Genomic DNA, 17,241 nt, shown 5'->3' on the forward strand with positions numbered 1-17,241 from the left:
GGCGCTTGGTGAGCATGGGCTCGAGGCGGGCTAACACGTCGGTCAGCTTACCCAATGACACCGTGGTCAAGCCAACAGCGGTTTCAGGGCGGACCGCAGGTCGGCGGCGCTGGGCACTCCCGAGGTCCGGTAGCGCTGCCGCCCGTCGATGTCGAAGATCAACGTGGTGGGCAGGGACAGCACCGAATAACGGCGCGCGGTCTCGGGATTGGCGTCCAGGTCGACCTCGACGTGGGCTATCGGAGATCCCGGGTCGCCCAGGTCGTCGCAGACCTGGGTGACGACCCGGCGCACCCGGTCGCACGGCCCGCACCACGGGGCGCTGAAATGCACGACGGTCGGGCCGCCGCGGGAAAGTCCCAGGGCTGCGACGTCGGCGGCGGGGTCGCGATCCGGCCCGGGATCGATTTCCCGGATGCTGCCGGAGCGGCGGGTCAACAGCCAGCCGAGCAGCGTCGCGACGGCGAGCGCGGCGACGGTCACCACGATCACCGTCATCATGCGCGCCACCCCTGGCCATCGCCGCGTTCGGCGGCATCGTCAGCGTGCGTCATGACCGTTTAAACCCATCGAGGGACACCGTTACTCCATAGGTGATGCCCTCGATGATGACGTCGGAGCCGCGCGCGCCCTCGGTGGTGGGCGCGACGCCGAAGGGAAGCCGCTGATCGGGAAGCCTGCCCGCGAAGGCGTGCAGCACCGCGTAGTGCTTGTCGGCCGGGACGGTCTGGTCGGCGGTGTCCGGCCCGGTCAGCACGCCGGTGGGGGTGAAGACCAACGTCGCCGGGTCGTCGGGGGCGATGGACAGGTCGACCGAGACGCTGACGCGGTGATCGAAGCCGGAGGATTTGGGCGTGCCGGTGAACACCAGCCCGTGGCTGTCGGAGATGCCCGACGCGGTGACGCCGCCGGTCGAGGTGTTGGTTTCCTTGGGCGGGGCCTCGACCATCAGGTCGCTGATGCCCAGGTAGCGGCCCAGGTGGGTCGAGTCGATGATGATGCGGCTTTCCAGCTTGTGCACCGCGAGCTTCGCGTCGCGCGTGATCAGCCACGACGCACGCGCGAGATCCACCGAGTACATCGTGGCCTCGAGGGTGGCTTTGCCGGTCATCGCGTGTTCGACGGCGTTGGCCTTGATCTCCACCTGGTCGTAGTTGCCGCGCATGGCCTGCGGAATGAAGGGAAACGCCACGATGGCCACGAACGGGTCGCTGCCCAGGTTGGCCGCCTTGCGCACGCTGGCCGACAGCCGGTATTCGGCATAGATGCTGGTGCCGTAGTCGACTCCGATCGCGCCGAGGGCGACCACGGCCAGCAGGATCGCGGTCGCGGTCACGGCAATCAGCACCTTGCGCACCCGCATATTGTGGCGTAACCCCCGGCGGGGCCGGATCGCCCGTGGCGGGGCTCACAGTGGCTCGTCCGCCACGCGAAAAAACCAGGTAACACGTTATCGTTAGATGACCTGGTAACTAACGCGTGATGGCGTTGTGAATTTGGGAGATGCCGTTCCCCCGAGCTGGAGGGACTAGTTGGAGCTTTTACTGCTGACCTCGGAGCTGCATCCCGATCCGGTCCTGCCCTCGTTGTCGCTGCTTCCGCATCCCGTGCGGACGGCGCCGCCGGAACCAGCTTCGCTGCTCGAGGCCGGGACGGCGGACGCCGTGATCGTGGATGCGCGCACCGATTTGTCGTCCGCGCGTGGGCTGTGCCGCCTGCTGAGCACCGCCGGCCGGTCGGTTCCCGTGTTGGCGGTGGTGAGCGAAGGCGGGCTGGTGGCCATCAGCGCGGACTGGGGTCTCGACGAGATCCTGCTGCCCACCACCGGGCCGGCCGAGATCGACGCGAGGCTGCGGCTGGTGGTCGGCCGCCGCGGCGGGCTCGCGGACCAGGAAAGCGCCGGCAAGGTGAGCCTGGGCGAGTTGGTGATCGACGAAGGCACCTACACCGCCCGGCTGCGTGGCCGCCCGCTCGATCTCACCTACAAGGAATTCGAGTTGCTCAAGTACCTGGCTCAGCACGCCGGGCGGGTATTCACGCGGGCGCAGCTGCTGCATGAGGTGTGGGGGTACGACTTCTTCGGCGGCACCCGCACCGTCGATGTGCACGTGCGTCGGCTGCGGGCCAAACTCGGTTCCGAGCACGAGGCGTTGATCGGCACGGTCCGCAACGTGGGTTACAAGGCGGTCCGCCCGGCCCGCGGCCGCGCTCCGGCGACCGACTCGTCCGACCCCGACGGCACGGATGGCGGCGAATCCGGTGCGGAATCCGACTCCGAGGACGTCAAAGATCCGTTGGTCGATCCCTTGCACACTCAGTGATCCCGCCCGACTGGCGCCGGACGCTGACCGACGACGAACAGCGGGGCGTGCGCGAACTTGTCGGTGCTGCAACGGAATTCGATGGGGTGGCGCCCGTCGGCGAGCAGGTACTGCGCGAACTCGGACATGACCGCACCGAGCACCTGCGGATCACCTCGGACGACGCCGGCGCAATCATCGGTTATCTCAATCTCAGCCCGGCCCGCGAGGGTGAGACGGCCATGGCCGAACTCGTCGTGCACCCACGGGCGCGTCGGCGCGGTATCGGGGCCGCGCTGATTCGCGCGGCGTTGGCCAAAACGGGTGCGAGCAACCGGTTTTGGGCGCACGGCACGCTCGAGCCCGCCCGCGCGACCGCGTCCGCGTTGGGCCTGGCGCCCGTGCGGGAACTGATGCAGATGCGACGCTCACTGCGCGATCTCCCCGACACCGCGCCGTCGGTGCCGGGGGTGCAGATCCGCACCTATTCGGGCACGGCCGACGACGCCGAGCTACTGCGCGTCAACAACGCCGCGTTTGCCTACCACCCCGAGCAGGGCGGCTGGACCGAGGTCGAACTGGCGGAGCGGCGCGACGAACCGTGGTTCGACCCGGCCGGCTTGTTTCTGGCGTTCGATGACTCCGCCGGCGATCAGGGCGGCAGGCTGCTGGGTTTTCACTGGACGAAGGTGCACCTCGATCGGCCCGGTTTGGGGGAGGTGTACGTCGTGGGCGTCGATCCGTCGGCCCAGGGCCGCGGACTGGGCCAGGCGTTGACCGCCGTCGGCATCGAATGGTTGGCCCGCCGCCTGGCCGACACCGCCGATCCCACCGTGATGCTCTACGTCGAGTCGGACAACGTCGCCGCCGTGCGCACCTACCAGCGCTTGGGGTTCACCACCTACAGCGTCGACACCGCATACGCGGTCACACCCGCGGCCAACTGACCGCGGGTACGCGGGGCATCGAGCCGGATCGTTAACCTGGTCCTTGCTACCGAGGCGTTGCTGCGCGCCGGGGCGGCGCATACTTTCGCCGCGACGGGCAACCTGGCAGGGGATTACCAGCGGCGCCCACATGCGTCTTGAACGGTGTCATGAAAGCGAGATCGGTGAAGCTCGACAGGCAGGGCAGGGCGGCGGCCGCGGTGGCGCTGGCGACGGCACTCGGCGTCGCGGCGCTGGCCGCCTGCGGCAGCGACGAGAACCGTCCCGGAGCCGCGGCGCCCAGCGTCACCGCCCCCGCGGGCACCGCGGGGTGTGGCGGCAAGAACAACCTGACGGCGGAAGGCTCGACCGCGCAAGCGAACGCCATCACCGTCTTCAACCAGGTGTGGGGCCAGTACTGCCCGGGCAAGGGTCTGGCCTATAACCCGACCGGGTCGGGCGCCGGTCGCGAGCAGTTCATCGCCGGGCACGTGGACTTTGCGGGGGCCGACTCTCCGTTGGTCGCCGAACAGATCGGTCCGGCCGCTAGCCGGTGCGGCGGGAACCCGGCGTGGGACCTGCCCCTGGTGTTCGGCCCGATCGCGCTCGCCTACAACCTGCCGGGGAATCCGGCCCTGGTGGTCAGCAGTGACGCGGTGGCCAAAATTTTCACCGGCAAGATCACCACGTGGAACGACCCCATCCTGGTCGGGCTCAACCCGGGAGTGGCCCTGCCCGACACCAGGATCACGCCGATCTACCGGTCCGACTCGTCGGGAACCACCGACAACGTGCAGAAGTATCTGACCGCCGCCGCCCCGCAGAGCTGGGCCAAAGGGGTCGGTACGGAATTCCAGGGCGGCGTCGGCGAGGGCGCGGCGAAGTCGTCCGGGGTCATCCAGGCGGTCCAGGCCATTCCGGGCGCCATCGGATACGTCCAGAAGGGCTTCGCCGACCAGGCGCGCATGTCCTACGCCAAAATCGCCACCCGCGGCGGGGTGGTCCCGCTTACCAACGACACGGCCGGAAACGCCATCAAGGCGGCCAAATTCCTCGGCGAGGGAAACGACCTGTTGCTCGACCTCAACGCCATGTACGGCTCGCAGGAGCCGGGCGTCTATCCGCTGGTGCTCGTGACCTACGAGATCGTCTGCTCCAAGGGCTACGACGCCGAGACCGCCGGGGCAATCAAATCGTTCCTCTCCATCGCCGCCACCAGCGGGCAGGCCGAACTTTCCTCGGCCGGTTACATTCCGCTGCCCGATAAGGTCAAGGAACGACTGGTCGCCGCCATCGATGCGCTGCAGTGACCAGGTGAGATCGCAGTGACGGAGTTTTCGGGGCCAAACCCAATCGACTCGGGCGCGGGCGCGGTCCTCGCCACGTCCATTCCCGAGTCGCCGACGACACCCACCAGCCCGTGGGGCGAGGCCCGACCACATGTGGGAGACCGGATATTCCGGCGGCTCGCGCAGACCTCGGGCGTGCTGATCATCGTCGTGATCGCCGCGATCGCCGTCTTCCTGCTCGGGCGCGCGGCACCGGCGTTGCAGCGCGACCGCGAGAACTTCTTCAGCTACGGCGGTAACTGGGTCACCACCGACACGTCGGCGATGCACTTCGGGATCGCCAGCCTGTTGCCGGTGACCGTGTTCGTGTCGCTGTTCGCGTTGACCTTGGCCATGCCCGTCGCGCTGGGCGTCGCCCTCTTCATCACCCAGTACGCGCCGCGGCGCGTGGCGACGCCGCTGGCCTACGCGGTCGATCTGCTGGCCGCGGTTCCCTCGATCATCTACGGCGCCTGGGGCCTTTATGTGTTGGCGCCGCAACTGCGGCCCATCGCCACCTGGCTCAACCGTTCCATGGGCTGGTGCTTTCTGTTCGCCGACGGCAACGCGTCGGCCGCCGGCGGCGGCACCATCTTCACCGGCGGCATCGTCTTGGCGGTGATGATCCTGCCGATCGTCACCGCCGTCACCCGCGAGGTCTTCGTCCAGACACCGCAGGACCAGATCGAAGCCGCGCTGGCGCTGGGCGCCACCCGATGGGAAGTGGTCAAGACCGTCACCCTGCCGTTCGGGCGGTCCGGCTACATCAGCGGCGGGATGCTGGGGCTGGGTCGCGCGCTGGGCGAAACGGTCGCGCTGCTGATCATCTTGCGGGGCACCCAGTCGGCGTTCGGCTGGTCGCTGTTCGACGGCGGCTCCACCTTCGCCACCAAGATCGCGGGCGCCGCGGCCGAGTTCGACGACCGGTTCAAGTCGGGCGCCTACATCGCCGCGGGCCTGACACTCTTCGCGCTCACCTTCCTCGTCGACGCCCTGGCCCGGGGCGCCGTCGCCGGGGCCGGCCGAAAGGCCGCGCGATGACGTCGATGCTGGACCGCCCGCTCAAGTCGCGGACGTTCTCACCGCTGTCCCGGCGCCGCCGTACCGCGAATCGTGTTGCGACCGTACTGGTTTCGCTGGCATTGCTGGTGGCCGTGGCGCCGCTGGTGATGGTGCTGTGGTCGGTGACCGTCAAGGGAGTCAGGGCGATCACCTCCACCGTCTGGTGGTCGCACTCGCAAGCCGGGATGACGGCCTTCGTGACCGGCGGCGGCGCCTACCATGCGCTGGTCGGCACCGTGCTGCAGGGATTGGTGTGCGCCGCCATCTCCATTCCGATCGGTCTGATGGTCGCGATCTATCTGGTCGAATACGGCGGCGGCACTGCGCTGGGCCGGTTGGCCTCGTTCATGGTGGACATCCTGAGCGGGGTGCCCTCGATCGTGGCGGCGTTGTTCGTCTACGCGTTGTGTGTGGCCACGCTGGGCCTGCCCCGCTCGGAGTTCGCGGTATCGCTGGCGCTGGTGTTGCTGATGCTGCCGGTGATCGTGCGGGCGACCGAGGAAATGCTGCGGGTGGTTCCGGTGGATCTGCGCGAGGCCAGCTACGCCCTGGGCATCACCAAGTGGAAGACCATCGTCCGGGTGGTCATTCCCACCGGGCTGTCCGGCATCGTCACCGGGATCTTGCTGGCGATGGCACGGGTGATGGGGGAGACGGCGCCGCTGTTGATCCTCGTCGGCTATGCGCAATCGATGAACTTCAACATCTTCAGCGACTTCATGGGGACGCTGCCAGGCATGATGTACAACCAGACGTCGGTCGGCGCGGGCCTCAACCCCATCCCCACGGATCGGTTGTGGGGTGCCGCGTTAACCCTCATCCTGGTGATCGCCGCGATCAATATCGTGGCTCGAGTGATAGCGAAATTCCTTGGCGCCAGAAAGTCATAGGCAGGAGCAGTAGTGGCCAAACGGTTGGACCTCAAGGGCGTCAACATCTACTACGGGTCGTTTCACGCCGTCGCGGAGGTGACGCTGACGGTGTTGCCGCGCAGTGTCACCGCGTTCATCGGCCCGTCGGGGTGCGGCAAGACGACGGTGCTGCGCACCCTCAACCGCATGCATGAGGTGGTGCCCGGCGGGCGCGTCGAGGGCAGCGTGCTGCTCGACGACGAGGACATCTACGGCGCCGGTGTCGACCCGGTCGGTGTGCGCCGGGCCATCGGGATGGTGTTCCAGCGTCCGAACCCGTTCCCCGCCATGTCAATTCGCGACAACGTGGTGGCCGGCCTGAAGCTGCAAGGGGTGCGCAATCGCAAGGTGCTCGATGAGACGGCCGAATACTCACTGCGCGGCGCGAACCTGTGGGACGAGGTCAAGGATCGGTTGGACCGGCCCGGTGGTGGTCTGTCCGGCGGGCAGCAGCAGCGGCTGTGCATCGCCAGGGCCATCGCCGTGCAGCCCGACGTGCTGCTCATGGACGAGCCGTGCTCGGCGCTGGACCCGATCTCGACGATGGCCATCGAGGAGCTGATCAGCGAGCTGAAGCAGGACTACACGATCGTCATCGTCACCCACAACATGCAGCAGGCGGCCCGGGTCAGCGACTACACCGCGTTTTTCAACCTGGAAGCCGTCGGGAAACCGGGGCGGCTGATCGAGGTCGACGACACCGAGAAGATCTTTTCCAACCCGAATCAAAAGGCGACCGAGGACTACATCTCGGGCCGCTTCGGCTAGCTGGACGGCGGTTTCGCCTCTTCCTCGGGCAGTCTGCCGGTCGCCTGGAAAATGACGCGCCTGGCCACCTCGACGGCGTGGTCGGCGAAACGCTCGTAGAAGCGGCCCAGCAACGTCACGTCGACGGCCGCCGCCACGCCGTGCTTCCATTCCCGGTCCATCAGCACCGAGAACAGGTGCCGGTGCAGATCGTCCATCGCGTCGTCTTCTTCGCGGATCCGGGCCGCCTTCTCCGGGTCGCGCGACAACACCACCTCTTGGGCGCTGTTACCCAATTCGACTGCGATGCTGCCCATTTCGGCGAAGTAGCCGTTGACCTCTTCGGGCAGGGCGTGCTGGGGATGCCGCCGTCGGGCGATCTTGGCGACGTGCAACGCCAGCGCACCCATGCGGTCGATGTCCGCCACCATCTGAATGGCGCTCACGATCGACCGCAGATCACCGGCCACCGGCGCCTGCAATGCCAGCAGCACAAACGCGCTTTCCTCGGCGCGCGCGCTCATCGCGGCGATCGCTTCGTGGTCGGAGATCACTTGTTCGGCCAGCACCAAGTCGGCCTGCAGCAGGGCTTGGGTGGCCCGCTCCATGGCGATTCCTGCCAAGCCGCACATCTCGCCGAGCCGCTCGGATAACTCCGAGAGTTGCTCGTGGTAGGCGGTTCGCATGTCGTCAAGGATACGTTCCCCGCGTCCCAGACAGGTCGCGGAGCGCCGTCAAAACGGCTTATTCGCAGGTGGTGTCGGCCGCGTTGGTGACGGTCAGGTCCTCGGGGAGCTTGGCCGGCGCGTTGCTCGAGCCGCGTTCGATCTGCAAACTCATCGGCGAGCCGCTCGGCGAGGGGGCGGTGACCGACTTGAAGTCCGGGCCGAGAACCACCTGCACGACCTGCCCGTAGCCGGACACCCGCTGGACCTTGGCGTTGGCGAACGAGGACGCCACGGTGGCCGCGGCCTCTTCGTTGCCGGGCGAGAACAGCACCGTCGTCGCGGTCACCGAACTCGGATAATCGTCGGGGGCCATCACGTTGAAGCCGTCCCGCTTGAGCTGGGTGGTCGCGGTCGCCGCCAGCCCGGTCTGCGTGGTGGCGTTGGAAACCCGCACGGTCACACCGCTCGGCGAGGTCGTGGTGACCTGCTCGTGTTGGGCCTCCGGCGTCGGGGACGGTTTCCTGGTGGTCGGGGCCTTCGACGCGCCCGTCGTGCCCGAGCCGGACGAGGCGCTCAAATTCTTTGCGTTCTGGTCGTTTTCCTCCGGCAGCGGATCGTCATTGATGATGGCGTCGAACAGCGCCCGCATGTCGGACATCCGCGGCGGCTCGTCGCCGTTCTGGTCGGTGACGCCGGTGGGCACCGTCACGAACGTGACGTGGCCGGCCGCCATCCCCTGCAACGACTGACCTAGCTGCACCAGGTCCTTGGACTTCACGTTGTCGACGACGGTGTCGCTGATGAACATGTTGACGACGTTGTTGAGCTTGTTGAGGTCAAGCAGCGTGTCCGCCGAGATCAACGACCTCAGCAGCGACGACAAGAACAGCTGCTGGCGCTTGATGCGGCCGTAGTCCCCGTTGATCTCCGTGGTGACCTGGCGGGCCCGCACGTAATTCAGCGCGGTGGAACCGTCGAGAACCTGGCGCCCGCCGTGTTCGAGCACGGTGCCCAGCTCGTAGTCGTGCAGCGGGGTGCTCGAGCACACCTCGACGCCGCCGAGGGCATCCACCATTTTCGCGAAGCCGGAGAAGTCGACGGCGATGAAGCGGTTGATGCTCAATCCGGACAGCTTCTGGATTTCCTTCACCAGACACTTCGGGCCGCCGAAGGCGAACGCGGAGTTCAGTTTGGTCTCGGTGTAGACCATCTTCGGTCCCCACGTCTGCGTCTTCGCGTCGTAGAGCGGGCCGTACTTGCCGGTGGTGGGGTCCCAGGCCTCGCACTGCATCGGGGTGATCGCCAGGTCGCGCGGGAACGACACCGCCACCACGCGTTTGCGATTGGCCGGGATGTTCACCAGCATGACGGTGTCCGAGCGGGCGCCGTCGGCGTCGTCGGTGTCGCCGGCGCCCATGTTGGCGTTGTCCCCGGCGCGCGAGTCGAGGCCGACGATCAAGAAGTCTTCGTCGCCGTATTGCCCGTTCGCGTCGCGGATGTCGTCCGAGTGCGGGTCGAGTGCGTTGATCGTGTTGAGCCGGGCGTTCTTCGACGTGCTCCACTGCCAGGCCCCGCCGGTCATCACCAGCGCCAGCACGGCGGCCAGCGCCGCCACCGAGCGGCCGGCCAGCAGCATCGGGCGCCGGCGTTTGGGCTCCTCGGCGGCGGTGTCGACGGCGCCGGATGCCGGCTCGTCGGGCTCGTCCTCGTTCGGGTAGTCGGCGTCCATGAGCTCGCGAAGCTCGGAGACCGCGTCGAACGAGTAGGCGAGGTCGTCGATGACCTGTGTTTTCTGCAGCTCGAGCGGCGGTTCGGGCTCGGGCCGGAAGGCTTGGGGGCGGGGCTCGAAGAATTCGGGTTCGGGGAATTCGGGCTCGGGGAATTCGGGCTCGGAAGGCTCGACCTCCGGGGCCGCGCGTCTGTGGATGGGCCGGTCGGGGGCACCGATTTTGGCGATCAGATCGGCGACGCTGACCCCGCCCCCGGCGTGGCTTCCGGTGTGCTCGGTGTCGTCGACTTCCTGCGGCGCGGCGGGCTCGACGGCCGTTTCGGGCTGCCAGCGATGGATGTTGTCGTCGGGCGGCGGTTCGAAGAATCGCTCCCAGGGAGCGGCGCCCAGGCTCGGCGACGGGCCCGTCGGGATCGGTTGGGCGTGAACCTCGCCCGGTGCATGCCGACCGTTACGAGTGGCGTCGCGCTCGCCGTCACTCATGTCCTACCGGCCTCCGAAGCTCTGATGCAGACGTCAGCGTGTCCGTGCGTGGTGGCAGCGCGGCGCCGCTCGTGTCGGCGCGACGGCTCGTGCCATCCGTTTTCGTCGCGCCCGTGCGGCGGCACAAAATCATCCGCCGTCCAAGCGCATGCAACAAAGCCCACATCGTACTGAGTTATCGGTCCGGAAGCGATTTCGAGCCGGTGGACTCAGCCGCCGGAGTGCATGACGTCGGCGCCGGCCGGCACCGTGCAGTCGTCGGGGTCGTCCAGCCAGCCTTCCGGGAGCACGACCCGGGCGGGTGAACCCTGCCGGCCCCGGGGCCCGCTCGCCTCGTCCGGGAAGGGCACGTTGGCGTCCAATCGGTCGAGAAGGCGGTCCAGCTCGTCGAGCGTCTTGACCATTGCCAGCGCTCGGCGCAGCTCGGAGCCGGCGGGAAAGCCGTGCAGGTACCACGCGATGTGCTTGCGGATGTCGCGCATGCCCTTGTCCTCGCCGAAGTGCGCGGCCAGCAGCTGGCCGTGCCGGCGGACGATGTCGGCGACCTCGCCCAGCGTCGGTGGTGTGGGCGGAGGGCTGCCGGTGAAAGCCGCCGACAGCTCGGCGAAGAGCCACGGGCGGCCCAGGCAGCCGCGGCCGATGACCACGCCGTCGCATCCGGTGGCGGCCATCATCGTCAGGGCGTCGCTGGCGTCGTAGATGTCGCCGTTGCCGAGCACCGGGATCGTGCGCACATGCTGCTTCAGCCGGGCGATCTCGTCCCAATCGGCGGTGCCGGAGTAGCGTTGCGCCGCCGTGCGGGCGTGCAGCGCGACCGCGGCGGCGCCCTCGGCTTCGGCGATACGTCCGGCGTCGAGGTGCGTGTGGTGCTCGTCGTCTATGCCGATGCGGAACTTGACGGTCACCGGTATCTGGGTGCCCTCGGTGGCGCGCACGGCCGCGGCGACGATCTGGCCGAACAGCCGCCGCTTGTAGGGCAGCGCCGACCCGCCGCCGCGCTTGGTCACCTTGGGCACCGGGCAGCCGAAATTCATGTCGATGTGATCGGCCAGGCCTTCGTCGGCGATCATCTTGGCGGCCGCGTAGGTGGTCGCGGGGTCGACGGTGTAGAGCTGCAGCGACCGGGGCGACTCGTCGGGGGCGAACGTGGTCATGTGCATGGTGACCGGGTGACGCTCGACGAGCGCGCGGGCCGTCACCATCTCGCAGACGTAGAGGCCGCTGACGGTGCCGACCTTGGATCGCTCCAACTCACGGCACAGCGTCCGGAAGGCGACGTTGGTGACGCCAGCCATCGGTGCCAGAACCACCGGGCTCGCGAGCGCGATGGAACCGATGCGCACCGCTTGGTTACCGCCGGCTCATGGTCAGCGTGCCCGCCGTCCGATGCAGCTCGACGGCTGTGGTCCTCTTGCCGGTGCGGGCTTCCCGGTCGAGCTGGCGCTGCTTGGAGACCTCGAACTTGTCGCAGGTCTGCTCCAGCTCCTTGATCAGCACCCCCAGGTCGTCGCGCAAGGCGGCGGCCTCACCCGAGAAGTCCTCACGCTCGAAGATGCGCCATTTCCTCAACACCGGCATGACGACCTCGTCGAGGTGGATGCGCGGGTCGTACACGCCGCCCACGGCGATCATCACGGCCTTGCGCCGGAACTCGGGCACCTGGTAGCCGGGCATCTGGAAGTTGCGCAACACCTTGTGCAGCGACTTCATCGCCTGATTGGGCGCGATCTCGAACCCGGCCTCGGTGACGTCGCGGTAGAAGATCATGTGCAGGTTCTCGTCGGCTGAGATCTTGGCCAACAACTGATCGGCGATCGTGTCGTTGCACGCCTTACCGGTGTTGCGGTGCGAGATCCGCGTCGCCAACTCCTGGAAGGTCACGTAGGTGACCGAATCGAACAGGCTCTCGGCGAACAGGTCTTCGCGAACCTGGTGGTTCTGGCCGGGGCTGAAGCCGCGGTTGACCACCTCGATGCGCAGCTTCTCCAATTCGTACGGGTCGACCGCGCGCGTGACCACCAAGTAGTCGCGCAGCGCGATCCCGTGCCGGTTCTCCTCCGCGGTCCACCGGTTGACCCATTGGCCCCAGGGGCCGTCCATGCTGAAGTTCATCGCGATCTCGCGGTGATAGGACGGCAGGTTGTCCTCGGTCATTAGGTTCTGCACCATCGCCACCTGGGCGACGTCCGAGAGCTTGGATTGTCCCGGCTCCCAGTCCTGCCCACCGAGCGCATAGAAGTTCTTTCCGTCCGACCACGGGATGTAGTCGTGCGGGTTCCAGTTCTTGTGCATGCTCTCGTGCCGGTTCAGGTACTTCTCGACGACCGGCTGGAGTTCGTGCAGCAGCTGTAGGTTTGTCAGCTCGGCTGACATAGTGCCTCCAGTTATCTGTGTCGATGGGTAGCAGTCAATATATCTGTGTACTTCGGTAGCAGCAAGTTCCTCGTCGGGCGTGGTCGATAACGGTTTGACATCGCGATCAACCCCCAGTTTTACGGCTTGCCGATCCGGCCCGAATGAAAACCCGCTACTGCGACTTGCCGAGCTCTCCGGCGGGGACGTACGGCGCCGCGGTGATGTAGAGCATGTTGATGCAGTAGTCGATGAACTGCCTGCGGGTCGCCCCGAGTTGCCCGTGCAGGTAGGCGGTGAACAGGCTCGACAGGCCACCGACCAGGCTGGTGGCGATCATTTTCTGCAGCACGGCATCGCCGATCCGGGACAGCTTGCGCTGCAGCAGGTCGATGAAATTGGGCATCCACTCCGCGCCCGACCGCACCAGCACCGGCTCCACCGCCGGCGCCAGCAACAGCACGCGCCCGCGGACCGGGTCGTCCACCATCAGCTCGACGAACCGCTCGACGGCCTCTCGCGGGGTCGTCGCCGACGTCAGGGTGTTCATTGCCCGCGTGCAGACGTCGTCATAGACCGCGCGCACGAATTCGTCACGGTCGGCGAAGCTTTCGTAGAAGTAGCGTTCGGTCAGCGCGGCCTTGCGGCACACCGCGCGCACGGTCAGCGCCGGCCCCCCGGAACCGCCGAGCAGCTGCACCCCGGCGCTGATCAGATTGTCACGGCGAAGCGCGAGGCGACTCTCCAAGGGGACGCCGGTCCAGCGGCCCCGTCGTTGACCCGTCTGCACATCGCTCCTAAGCTGAAAATGACAACGGCTGTAGTCAAAAATTCAGATACCTACAGGAATCCAATAGTGACTCAAGATACGTCCGCATCGCACCCCCTGACCAGCGACGCGACCGGCGCCCCTGATCAGTCTGGCGGGCCGGCCGACGGCTCCAACGGTGTCGCGGGCGGCTGTCCCGTATCGCCACTGGGCTACGACGCGCCGCCAACACCGCTGGGACCCGATTCCCTGACCTGGCGTTATTTCGGGGACTGGCGGGGCATGCTGCAGGGCCCATGGGCCGGATCGATGCAGAACATGCACCCCCAACTGGGCGCGGCGGTGCTCGACCACTCCACCTTCTTCCGCGAGCGGTGGCCGCGTCTGCTGCGTTCGCTGTACCCCATCGGCGGGGTCGTCTTCGACGGTGAGCGCGCCCCGGTGACCGGCGCCGAAGTCCGCGACTACCACACCGACATCAAGGGCGTCGACGACCAGGGCCGCCGCTACCACGCCCTGAACCCCGACGTCTTCTACTGGGCGCATTCCACCTTCTTTATGGGCACCATTCACGTGGCCGAACGGTTTTGCGGTGGGATCACCGAGGCGCAAAAGCGTCAACTGTTCGACGAACATGTCGAGTGGTACCGCATGTACGGCATGAGCATGCGTCCCGTGCCGAAGTCGTGGGAGGAGTTCCAGGCCTACTGGGACCACATGTGCCGCAACGTGCTGGAAAGCAACGAGGCGGCACGGGCCGTGCTCGATCTCAGCGAGTTGCCCAAACCGCCTTTCGCGCAATGGATTCCGGAACCCTTGTGGGCCTTGCAGCGCAAACTGCTGGCACCGTTCTTCGTCTGGCTGACCGTCGGCCTCTACGACCCCCCGGTGCGGGAGCTGATGGGCTACCGGTGGTCGCGCCGCGACGAGTGGTTGCACCGGCGTTTTGGCGACCTGGTTCGTTTCGTATTCGCCCTGGTGCCAAGCAGATTCCGCAAGCACCCGCGGGCGCGTGCCGGGTTGGACCGCGCCAGCGGGCGAATTCCGCTCGATACCCCGCTGGTGCAAACGCCGGCGCGCAATCTGCCGCCGATCGACGAACGCGGGGACCCCAAGCACTACTGTCCGATGGTGTCTTGAGCCGTACGACGATGCAGCCCGCGAAGCGGGGTGAGGAGGAGTGCGGCAATTCGGTCTAGCCGTACGGTCGTCGTCCGCGCTAGGCGTGGGCGTGGCTGTGAACGTCCTCCAGCCCGGCCTGGTGCACGTGCCGATGGGTGTGTTCGGTCCCGTCGTCGTGCGCGTGGGAGTGTTCGTGCTCCACGTGGTCGTGCTCGTGGGACGTGTGTGCATGTGCGTGCGTCACGTCGCCGTGCCGATGCTCGTGGTCGTGCGGTGCGTCGTGGGTGTGCTCTTCGCTCATCGGTGATGCCTCCTTGCGTGAAATGCCTTGTGCTTCCGGCCGACTCAGCGGCCGCTGCTGCGGTGTCGGTTCGACGATTCGGCTACCGCCTTTAGCCCGTCGTCGCCGCGGTGGTGGCCGGGGACCCCGGGTCCGGCGTGCTCGGCGTTGAAAACGGCGTCGATGACGAGCTGGCGGACGTGGTCGTTCTCCAGGCTGTAGAAGATCGTCGTGCCCTCCCGGCGGGTGCGGACCAGACGTGCCATCCGCAACTTCGCGAGGTGCTGGGAAACCGACGGCGCCGGCTTGCCCACGTGCTCGGCGAGTTCGTTGACCGACATCTCTTGGTCGGTCAACGACCAGAGCACCTGCACGCGGGTGGCATCGGCCAGCATCCGGAAGACCTCGACCACCAGGCCGGCCTGGTCGTCGGGAAGACGCCCTTTGCTATTACCTGCATGCATACGCAAATACTAGCGAAGGTCGGCGGGACTTGCCAAGGGGGCGGCTCAGGACGGCGGGACGACCGTCGTCTGGCGTCGGCCGCCGTTGTGCTCGTTCCACAGCCGGTAGACCTCTATCGCCCCCTCGTGCGGCTCGTAGCGCATCGGCAGGCGCCGCCGGTCCCAGTCCTTGGCGAATTCGTCATAGAACGTGGACAACTCGAAGTACTTGCGGTCATCGGCGTAGTACTGCTCGTAGCTTTCGCGCGTGGTCAGGAACACGACCTGCCGGGGCGAGCAGTAATACAGCGAGCCCAGGCACATCGGGCACGGGTGGGCCAGCACGTAGATAGTGGTATCGACGAGGTGCTCGGTGCCCAGCTTCACGCAGGCCTCGCGGATGGCGAGGATCTCGGCGTGGGCGGTGGGGTCGTTCGTCTGGGCCACCCGGTTGGCGCTCTCGGCGAGCACCTCGCCGCCCCGGACGATCACCGTGGCGAACGGCCGACCGCCTTCGGCCACGTTGCGGCGAGCCAGTTCGATCGTTCGTTGAGCGAAATCGGTCACGGGTCCTCCGGAGTGGGACGGCAGCAGATAGGTCGGAGAGTAGCCCCGTCGGCCGCCACACCGAGTCCGTGATGTTAACTAGATTATCTATCTTTTTCCGAGCCGACTGAAGGGGCATCATGGCGCGCACCGATCGTGATCGTTGGGACCTGGCGACAAGCGTGGGGGCGACGGCGACCATGGTGGCCGCCCAGCGGGCGCTGTCCTCCGAGGCGAAGTTGATCGACGACCCCTATGCCGCGCCGCTGGTGCGGGCGGTCGGCATCGACGTCTACGTCCGCCTGGTGAACGGCGAAATCGAGGCCGGCGGGAACACGGAGTTCGATCCCCGGCGAATGGCGCAGGGAATGGCCTGCCGAACCCGGTTCTATGACCAATTCTTTCTGGATGCCACCCGCGGCGGCATCGGCCAGGTGGTGATCCTCGCGTCGGGCCTGGATTCCCGCGCCTACCGGCTGCCCTGGCCGGCCGGCACCGTCGTCTATGAGGTCGACATGCCGGAGGTCATCGAGTTCAAGACCCTGACCCTGGGCGATCTGGGCGCCGAGCCGACCGCGCAGCGGCGCACCGTCGCGATCGATCTGCGCGACGACTGGGCCTCGGCCCTGCGGGCCGCGGGATTCGATCCCCAGGCCCCCTCCGCGTGGAGCGCCGAAGGCCTGGTGGTCTATCTGCCGGACGACGCTCAGGATGCGCTGTTCGACAACGTCACCTCGCTGAGCGCCCCCGGCAGTCGTCTCGCTTTCGAATTCGTGCCCGACACCGCGGTTTTCGCCGACCCGCGGTGGCGTGCTCACCACGACCGGATGAGCGAACTCGGCTTCGAGATCGACTTCAACGACCTCGTGTATCACGGCCAGCGCAGCCACATCGTCGACCACCTGAACCAGCGCGGCTGGCAGACGTCGTCGACGACGGTCGCGGATCTGCACGCGGCGAACGGTTTCGTCTACGCCGACGACGACGTCGCCGCGGCCTTCGCCGACGTGACGTACTGCAGCGCTGTGCTCGGGCGATGAGCGGTCATCGGTCGCGCACGGCCCACGCGATGCGCGATGTGGTGCCCCCACTAGGACTCGAACCTAGGACCTGCGGATTAAAAGTCCGTAGCTCTACCAACTGAGCTATAGGGGCCGCGAAGATTCAGGATACTTGGACCGAAAACCCGGCTCGTTTGAGGATTGGGCACACCGTGACCTAAGCTGACGTGGCTCCCAACGAAACCACGTTGCGAGTACCCCGGAGTGATTCGGTTCTGGCCCCCATCGTCTAGTGGCCTAGGACGCCGCCCTTTCACGGCGGTAGCACGGGTTCGAATCCCGTTGGGGGTACGCGACGCGGTGACGCGGAGCAGCAGCAAGGCCCTGTGGCGCAGTTGGTTAGCGCGCCGCCCTGTCACGGCGGAGGTCGCGGGTTCGAGTCCCGTCAGGGTCGCCAAGCGCGGCGAGGCACTCGCTGCCTTCCGGCCAGGTAGCTCAGTCGGTACGAGCGTCCGCCTGAAAAGCGGAAGGTCGCCGGTTCGATCCCGGCCCTGGCCACCATTCTTTACCTGCA

At 67.1% G+C, this 17,241-nt stretch carries 18 protein-coding genes and 4 tRNA genes; 11 read left to right on the forward strand and 11 right to left on the reverse strand.

Annotated elements, in window-relative coordinates; genetic code table 11:
• Positions 1–66 precede the first annotated feature (66 nt).
• Both OCQ_RS03350 and lmeA read right to left on the reverse strand, forming a co-directional pair.
• A complete protein-coding gene (locus tag OCQ_RS03350) occupies positions 67–501 on the reverse strand; it encodes a thioredoxin family protein (protein WP_009955017.1) in 435 nt (144 codons plus the stop codon).
• A 49-nt stretch (positions 502–550) separates the two neighbouring features.
• On the reverse strand, positions 551–1,363 hold the full coding sequence (gene lmeA, locus OCQ_RS03355; protein WP_009955016.1) for a mannan chain length control protein LmeA: 813 nt from the start codon (positions 1,361–1,363) through the stop codon (positions 551–553).
• A gap of 169 nt (positions 1,364–1,532) precedes the next feature.
• Between lmeA and OCQ_RS03360 the strand changes: the two genes are divergently transcribed.
• From OCQ_RS03360 to pstB, 6 genes are all read left to right on the forward strand, one after another.
• Positions 1,533–2,321 (forward strand): winged helix-turn-helix transcriptional regulator, encoded by a 789-nt coding sequence (locus tag OCQ_RS03360; RefSeq protein WP_014379102.1) that lies wholly within the window; start codon positions 1,533–1,535, stop codon positions 2,319–2,321.
• Positions 2,318–3,247 carry a mycothiol synthase gene (gene mshD, locus OCQ_RS03365; protein WP_009955014.1) on the forward strand — a complete coding sequence of 310 codons (930 nt, stop codon included), beginning with the start codon at positions 2,318–2,320 and terminating at the stop codon, positions 3,245–3,247. The genes OCQ_RS03360 and mshD overlap by 4 nt, the downstream gene beginning before the upstream one ends.
• Positions 3,248–3,411: 164 nt before the next feature.
• Positions 3,412–4,536, forward strand: a complete 1,125-nt coding sequence (pstS, locus tag OCQ_RS03370; protein ID WP_014383806.1) for a phosphate ABC transporter substrate-binding protein PstS — start codon at positions 3,412–3,414, stop codon at positions 4,534–4,536.
• Positions 4,537–4,551: 15 nt separating this feature from the next.
• Entirely contained in the window at positions 4,552–5,595 is a 1,044-nt protein-coding gene (gene pstC, locus OCQ_RS03375) for a phosphate ABC transporter permease subunit PstC (protein WP_041784786.1), read from the forward strand.
• On the forward strand, positions 5,592–6,506 hold the full coding sequence (pstA, locus tag OCQ_RS03380) for a phosphate ABC transporter permease PstA (RefSeq protein WP_014379105.1): 915 nt from the start codon (positions 5,592–5,594) through the stop codon (positions 6,504–6,506). The genes pstC and pstA overlap by 4 nt, the downstream gene beginning before the upstream one ends.
• A 12-nt stretch (positions 6,507–6,518) precedes the next feature.
• The gene (pstB, locus tag OCQ_RS03385; protein WP_008263919.1) at positions 6,519–7,295 is read left to right on the forward strand and encodes a phosphate ABC transporter ATP-binding protein PstB; all 777 of its coding nucleotides are present in this window, start codon (positions 6,519–6,521) and stop codon (positions 7,293–7,295) included.
• Here pstB and phoU read toward each other — a convergent pair.
• The 5 genes from phoU to OCQ_RS03410 form a co-directional block, all read right to left on the reverse strand.
• Positions 7,292–7,960 carry a phosphate signaling complex protein PhoU gene (gene phoU, locus OCQ_RS03390; RefSeq protein WP_008263921.1) on the reverse strand — a complete coding sequence of 223 codons (669 nt, stop codon included), beginning with the start codon at positions 7,958–7,960 and terminating at the stop codon, positions 7,292–7,294. The genes pstB and phoU overlap by 4 nt on opposite strands.
• Before the next feature lie 58 nt (positions 7,961–8,018).
• Positions 8,019–10,154, reverse strand: a complete 2,136-nt coding sequence (locus OCQ_RS03395; RefSeq protein WP_014379106.1) for an LCP family protein — start codon at positions 10,152–10,154, stop codon at positions 8,019–8,021.
• 209 nt (positions 10,155–10,363) lie between these two features.
• Complete coding sequence (gene dusB / locus OCQ_RS03400) at positions 10,364–11,449, reverse strand: tRNA dihydrouridine synthase DusB (RefSeq protein ID WP_231119628.1); 1,086 nt, start codon at positions 11,447–11,449, stop codon at positions 10,364–10,366.
• A 55-nt stretch (positions 11,450–11,504) separates the two neighbouring features.
• Entirely contained in the window at positions 11,505–12,527 is a 1,023-nt protein-coding gene (locus OCQ_RS03405; protein ID WP_009954448.1) for an acyl-ACP desaturase, read from the reverse strand.
• Positions 12,528–12,681: 154 nt separating this feature from the next.
• Positions 12,682–13,296: a TetR/AcrR family transcriptional regulator gene (locus OCQ_RS03410; RefSeq protein WP_029384628.1), complete on the reverse strand. Its 615-nt coding sequence runs from the start codon at positions 13,294–13,296 to the stop codon at positions 12,682–12,684.
• A gap of 66 nt (positions 13,297–13,362) precedes the next feature.
• On the opposite strand from OCQ_RS03410, the gene OCQ_RS03415 reads away from it, so the two are divergent.
• Positions 13,363–14,415 (forward strand): oxygenase MpaB family protein, encoded by a 1,053-nt coding sequence (locus OCQ_RS03415; RefSeq protein ID WP_036458188.1) that lies wholly within the window; start codon positions 13,363–13,365, stop codon positions 14,413–14,415.
• Positions 14,416–14,494: 79 nt separating this feature from the next.
• Here OCQ_RS03415 and OCQ_RS25770 read toward each other — a convergent pair whose 3' ends face one another.
• From OCQ_RS25770 to OCQ_RS03430, 3 genes are read right to left on the reverse strand one after another with little or no spacing between them, the layout of a single operon-like run.
• The gene (locus OCQ_RS25770) at positions 14,495–14,698 is read right to left on the reverse strand and encodes a hypothetical protein (RefSeq protein WP_014379111.1); all 204 of its coding nucleotides are present in this window, start codon (positions 14,696–14,698) and stop codon (positions 14,495–14,497) included.
• A gap of 44 nt (positions 14,699–14,742) precedes the next feature.
• Positions 14,743–15,141 (reverse strand): ArsR/SmtB family transcription factor, encoded by a 399-nt coding sequence (locus OCQ_RS03425; RefSeq protein WP_014379112.1) that lies wholly within the window; start codon positions 15,139–15,141, stop codon positions 14,743–14,745.
• A 45-nt stretch (positions 15,142–15,186) separates the two neighbouring features.
• Positions 15,187–15,687 (reverse strand): nucleoside deaminase, encoded by a 501-nt coding sequence (locus OCQ_RS03430; protein ID WP_014379113.1) that lies wholly within the window; start codon positions 15,685–15,687, stop codon positions 15,187–15,189.
• Positions 15,688–15,806: 119 nt separating this feature from the next.
• On the opposite strand from OCQ_RS03430, the gene OCQ_RS03435 reads away from it, so the two are divergent.
• Positions 15,807–16,706, forward strand: coding sequence for a class I SAM-dependent methyltransferase (locus OCQ_RS03435; RefSeq protein ID WP_014379114.1), 900 nt, complete (start codon positions 15,807–15,809; stop codon positions 16,704–16,706).
• 39 nt (positions 16,707–16,745) lie between these two features.
• On the opposite strand, the gene OCQ_RS03440 is transcribed toward OCQ_RS03435, so the two are convergent.
• Positions 16,746–16,821, reverse strand: a tRNA-Lys gene (locus tag OCQ_RS03440).
• Between the two features lie 124 nt (positions 16,822–16,945).
• Here OCQ_RS03440 and OCQ_RS03445 point away from each other — a divergent pair.
• From OCQ_RS03445 to OCQ_RS03455, 3 genes are all read left to right on the forward strand, one after another.
• Positions 16,946–17,018: transfer RNA gene (locus tag OCQ_RS03445), tRNA-Glu, on the forward strand.
• A 29-nt stretch (positions 17,019–17,047) separates the two neighbouring features.
• Positions 17,048–17,124 (forward strand) — tRNA-Asp (locus OCQ_RS03450).
• Positions 17,125–17,151: 27 nt separating this feature from the next.
• Positions 17,152–17,228, forward strand: a tRNA-Phe gene (locus tag OCQ_RS03455).
• Positions 17,229–17,241: the final 13 nt, after the last annotated feature.

The organism is Mycobacterium paraintracellulare (assembly GCF_000276825.1).
GTDB classification, from domain to species: domain Bacteria; phylum Actinomycetota; class Actinomycetes; order Mycobacteriales; family Mycobacteriaceae; genus Mycobacterium; species Mycobacterium intracellulare.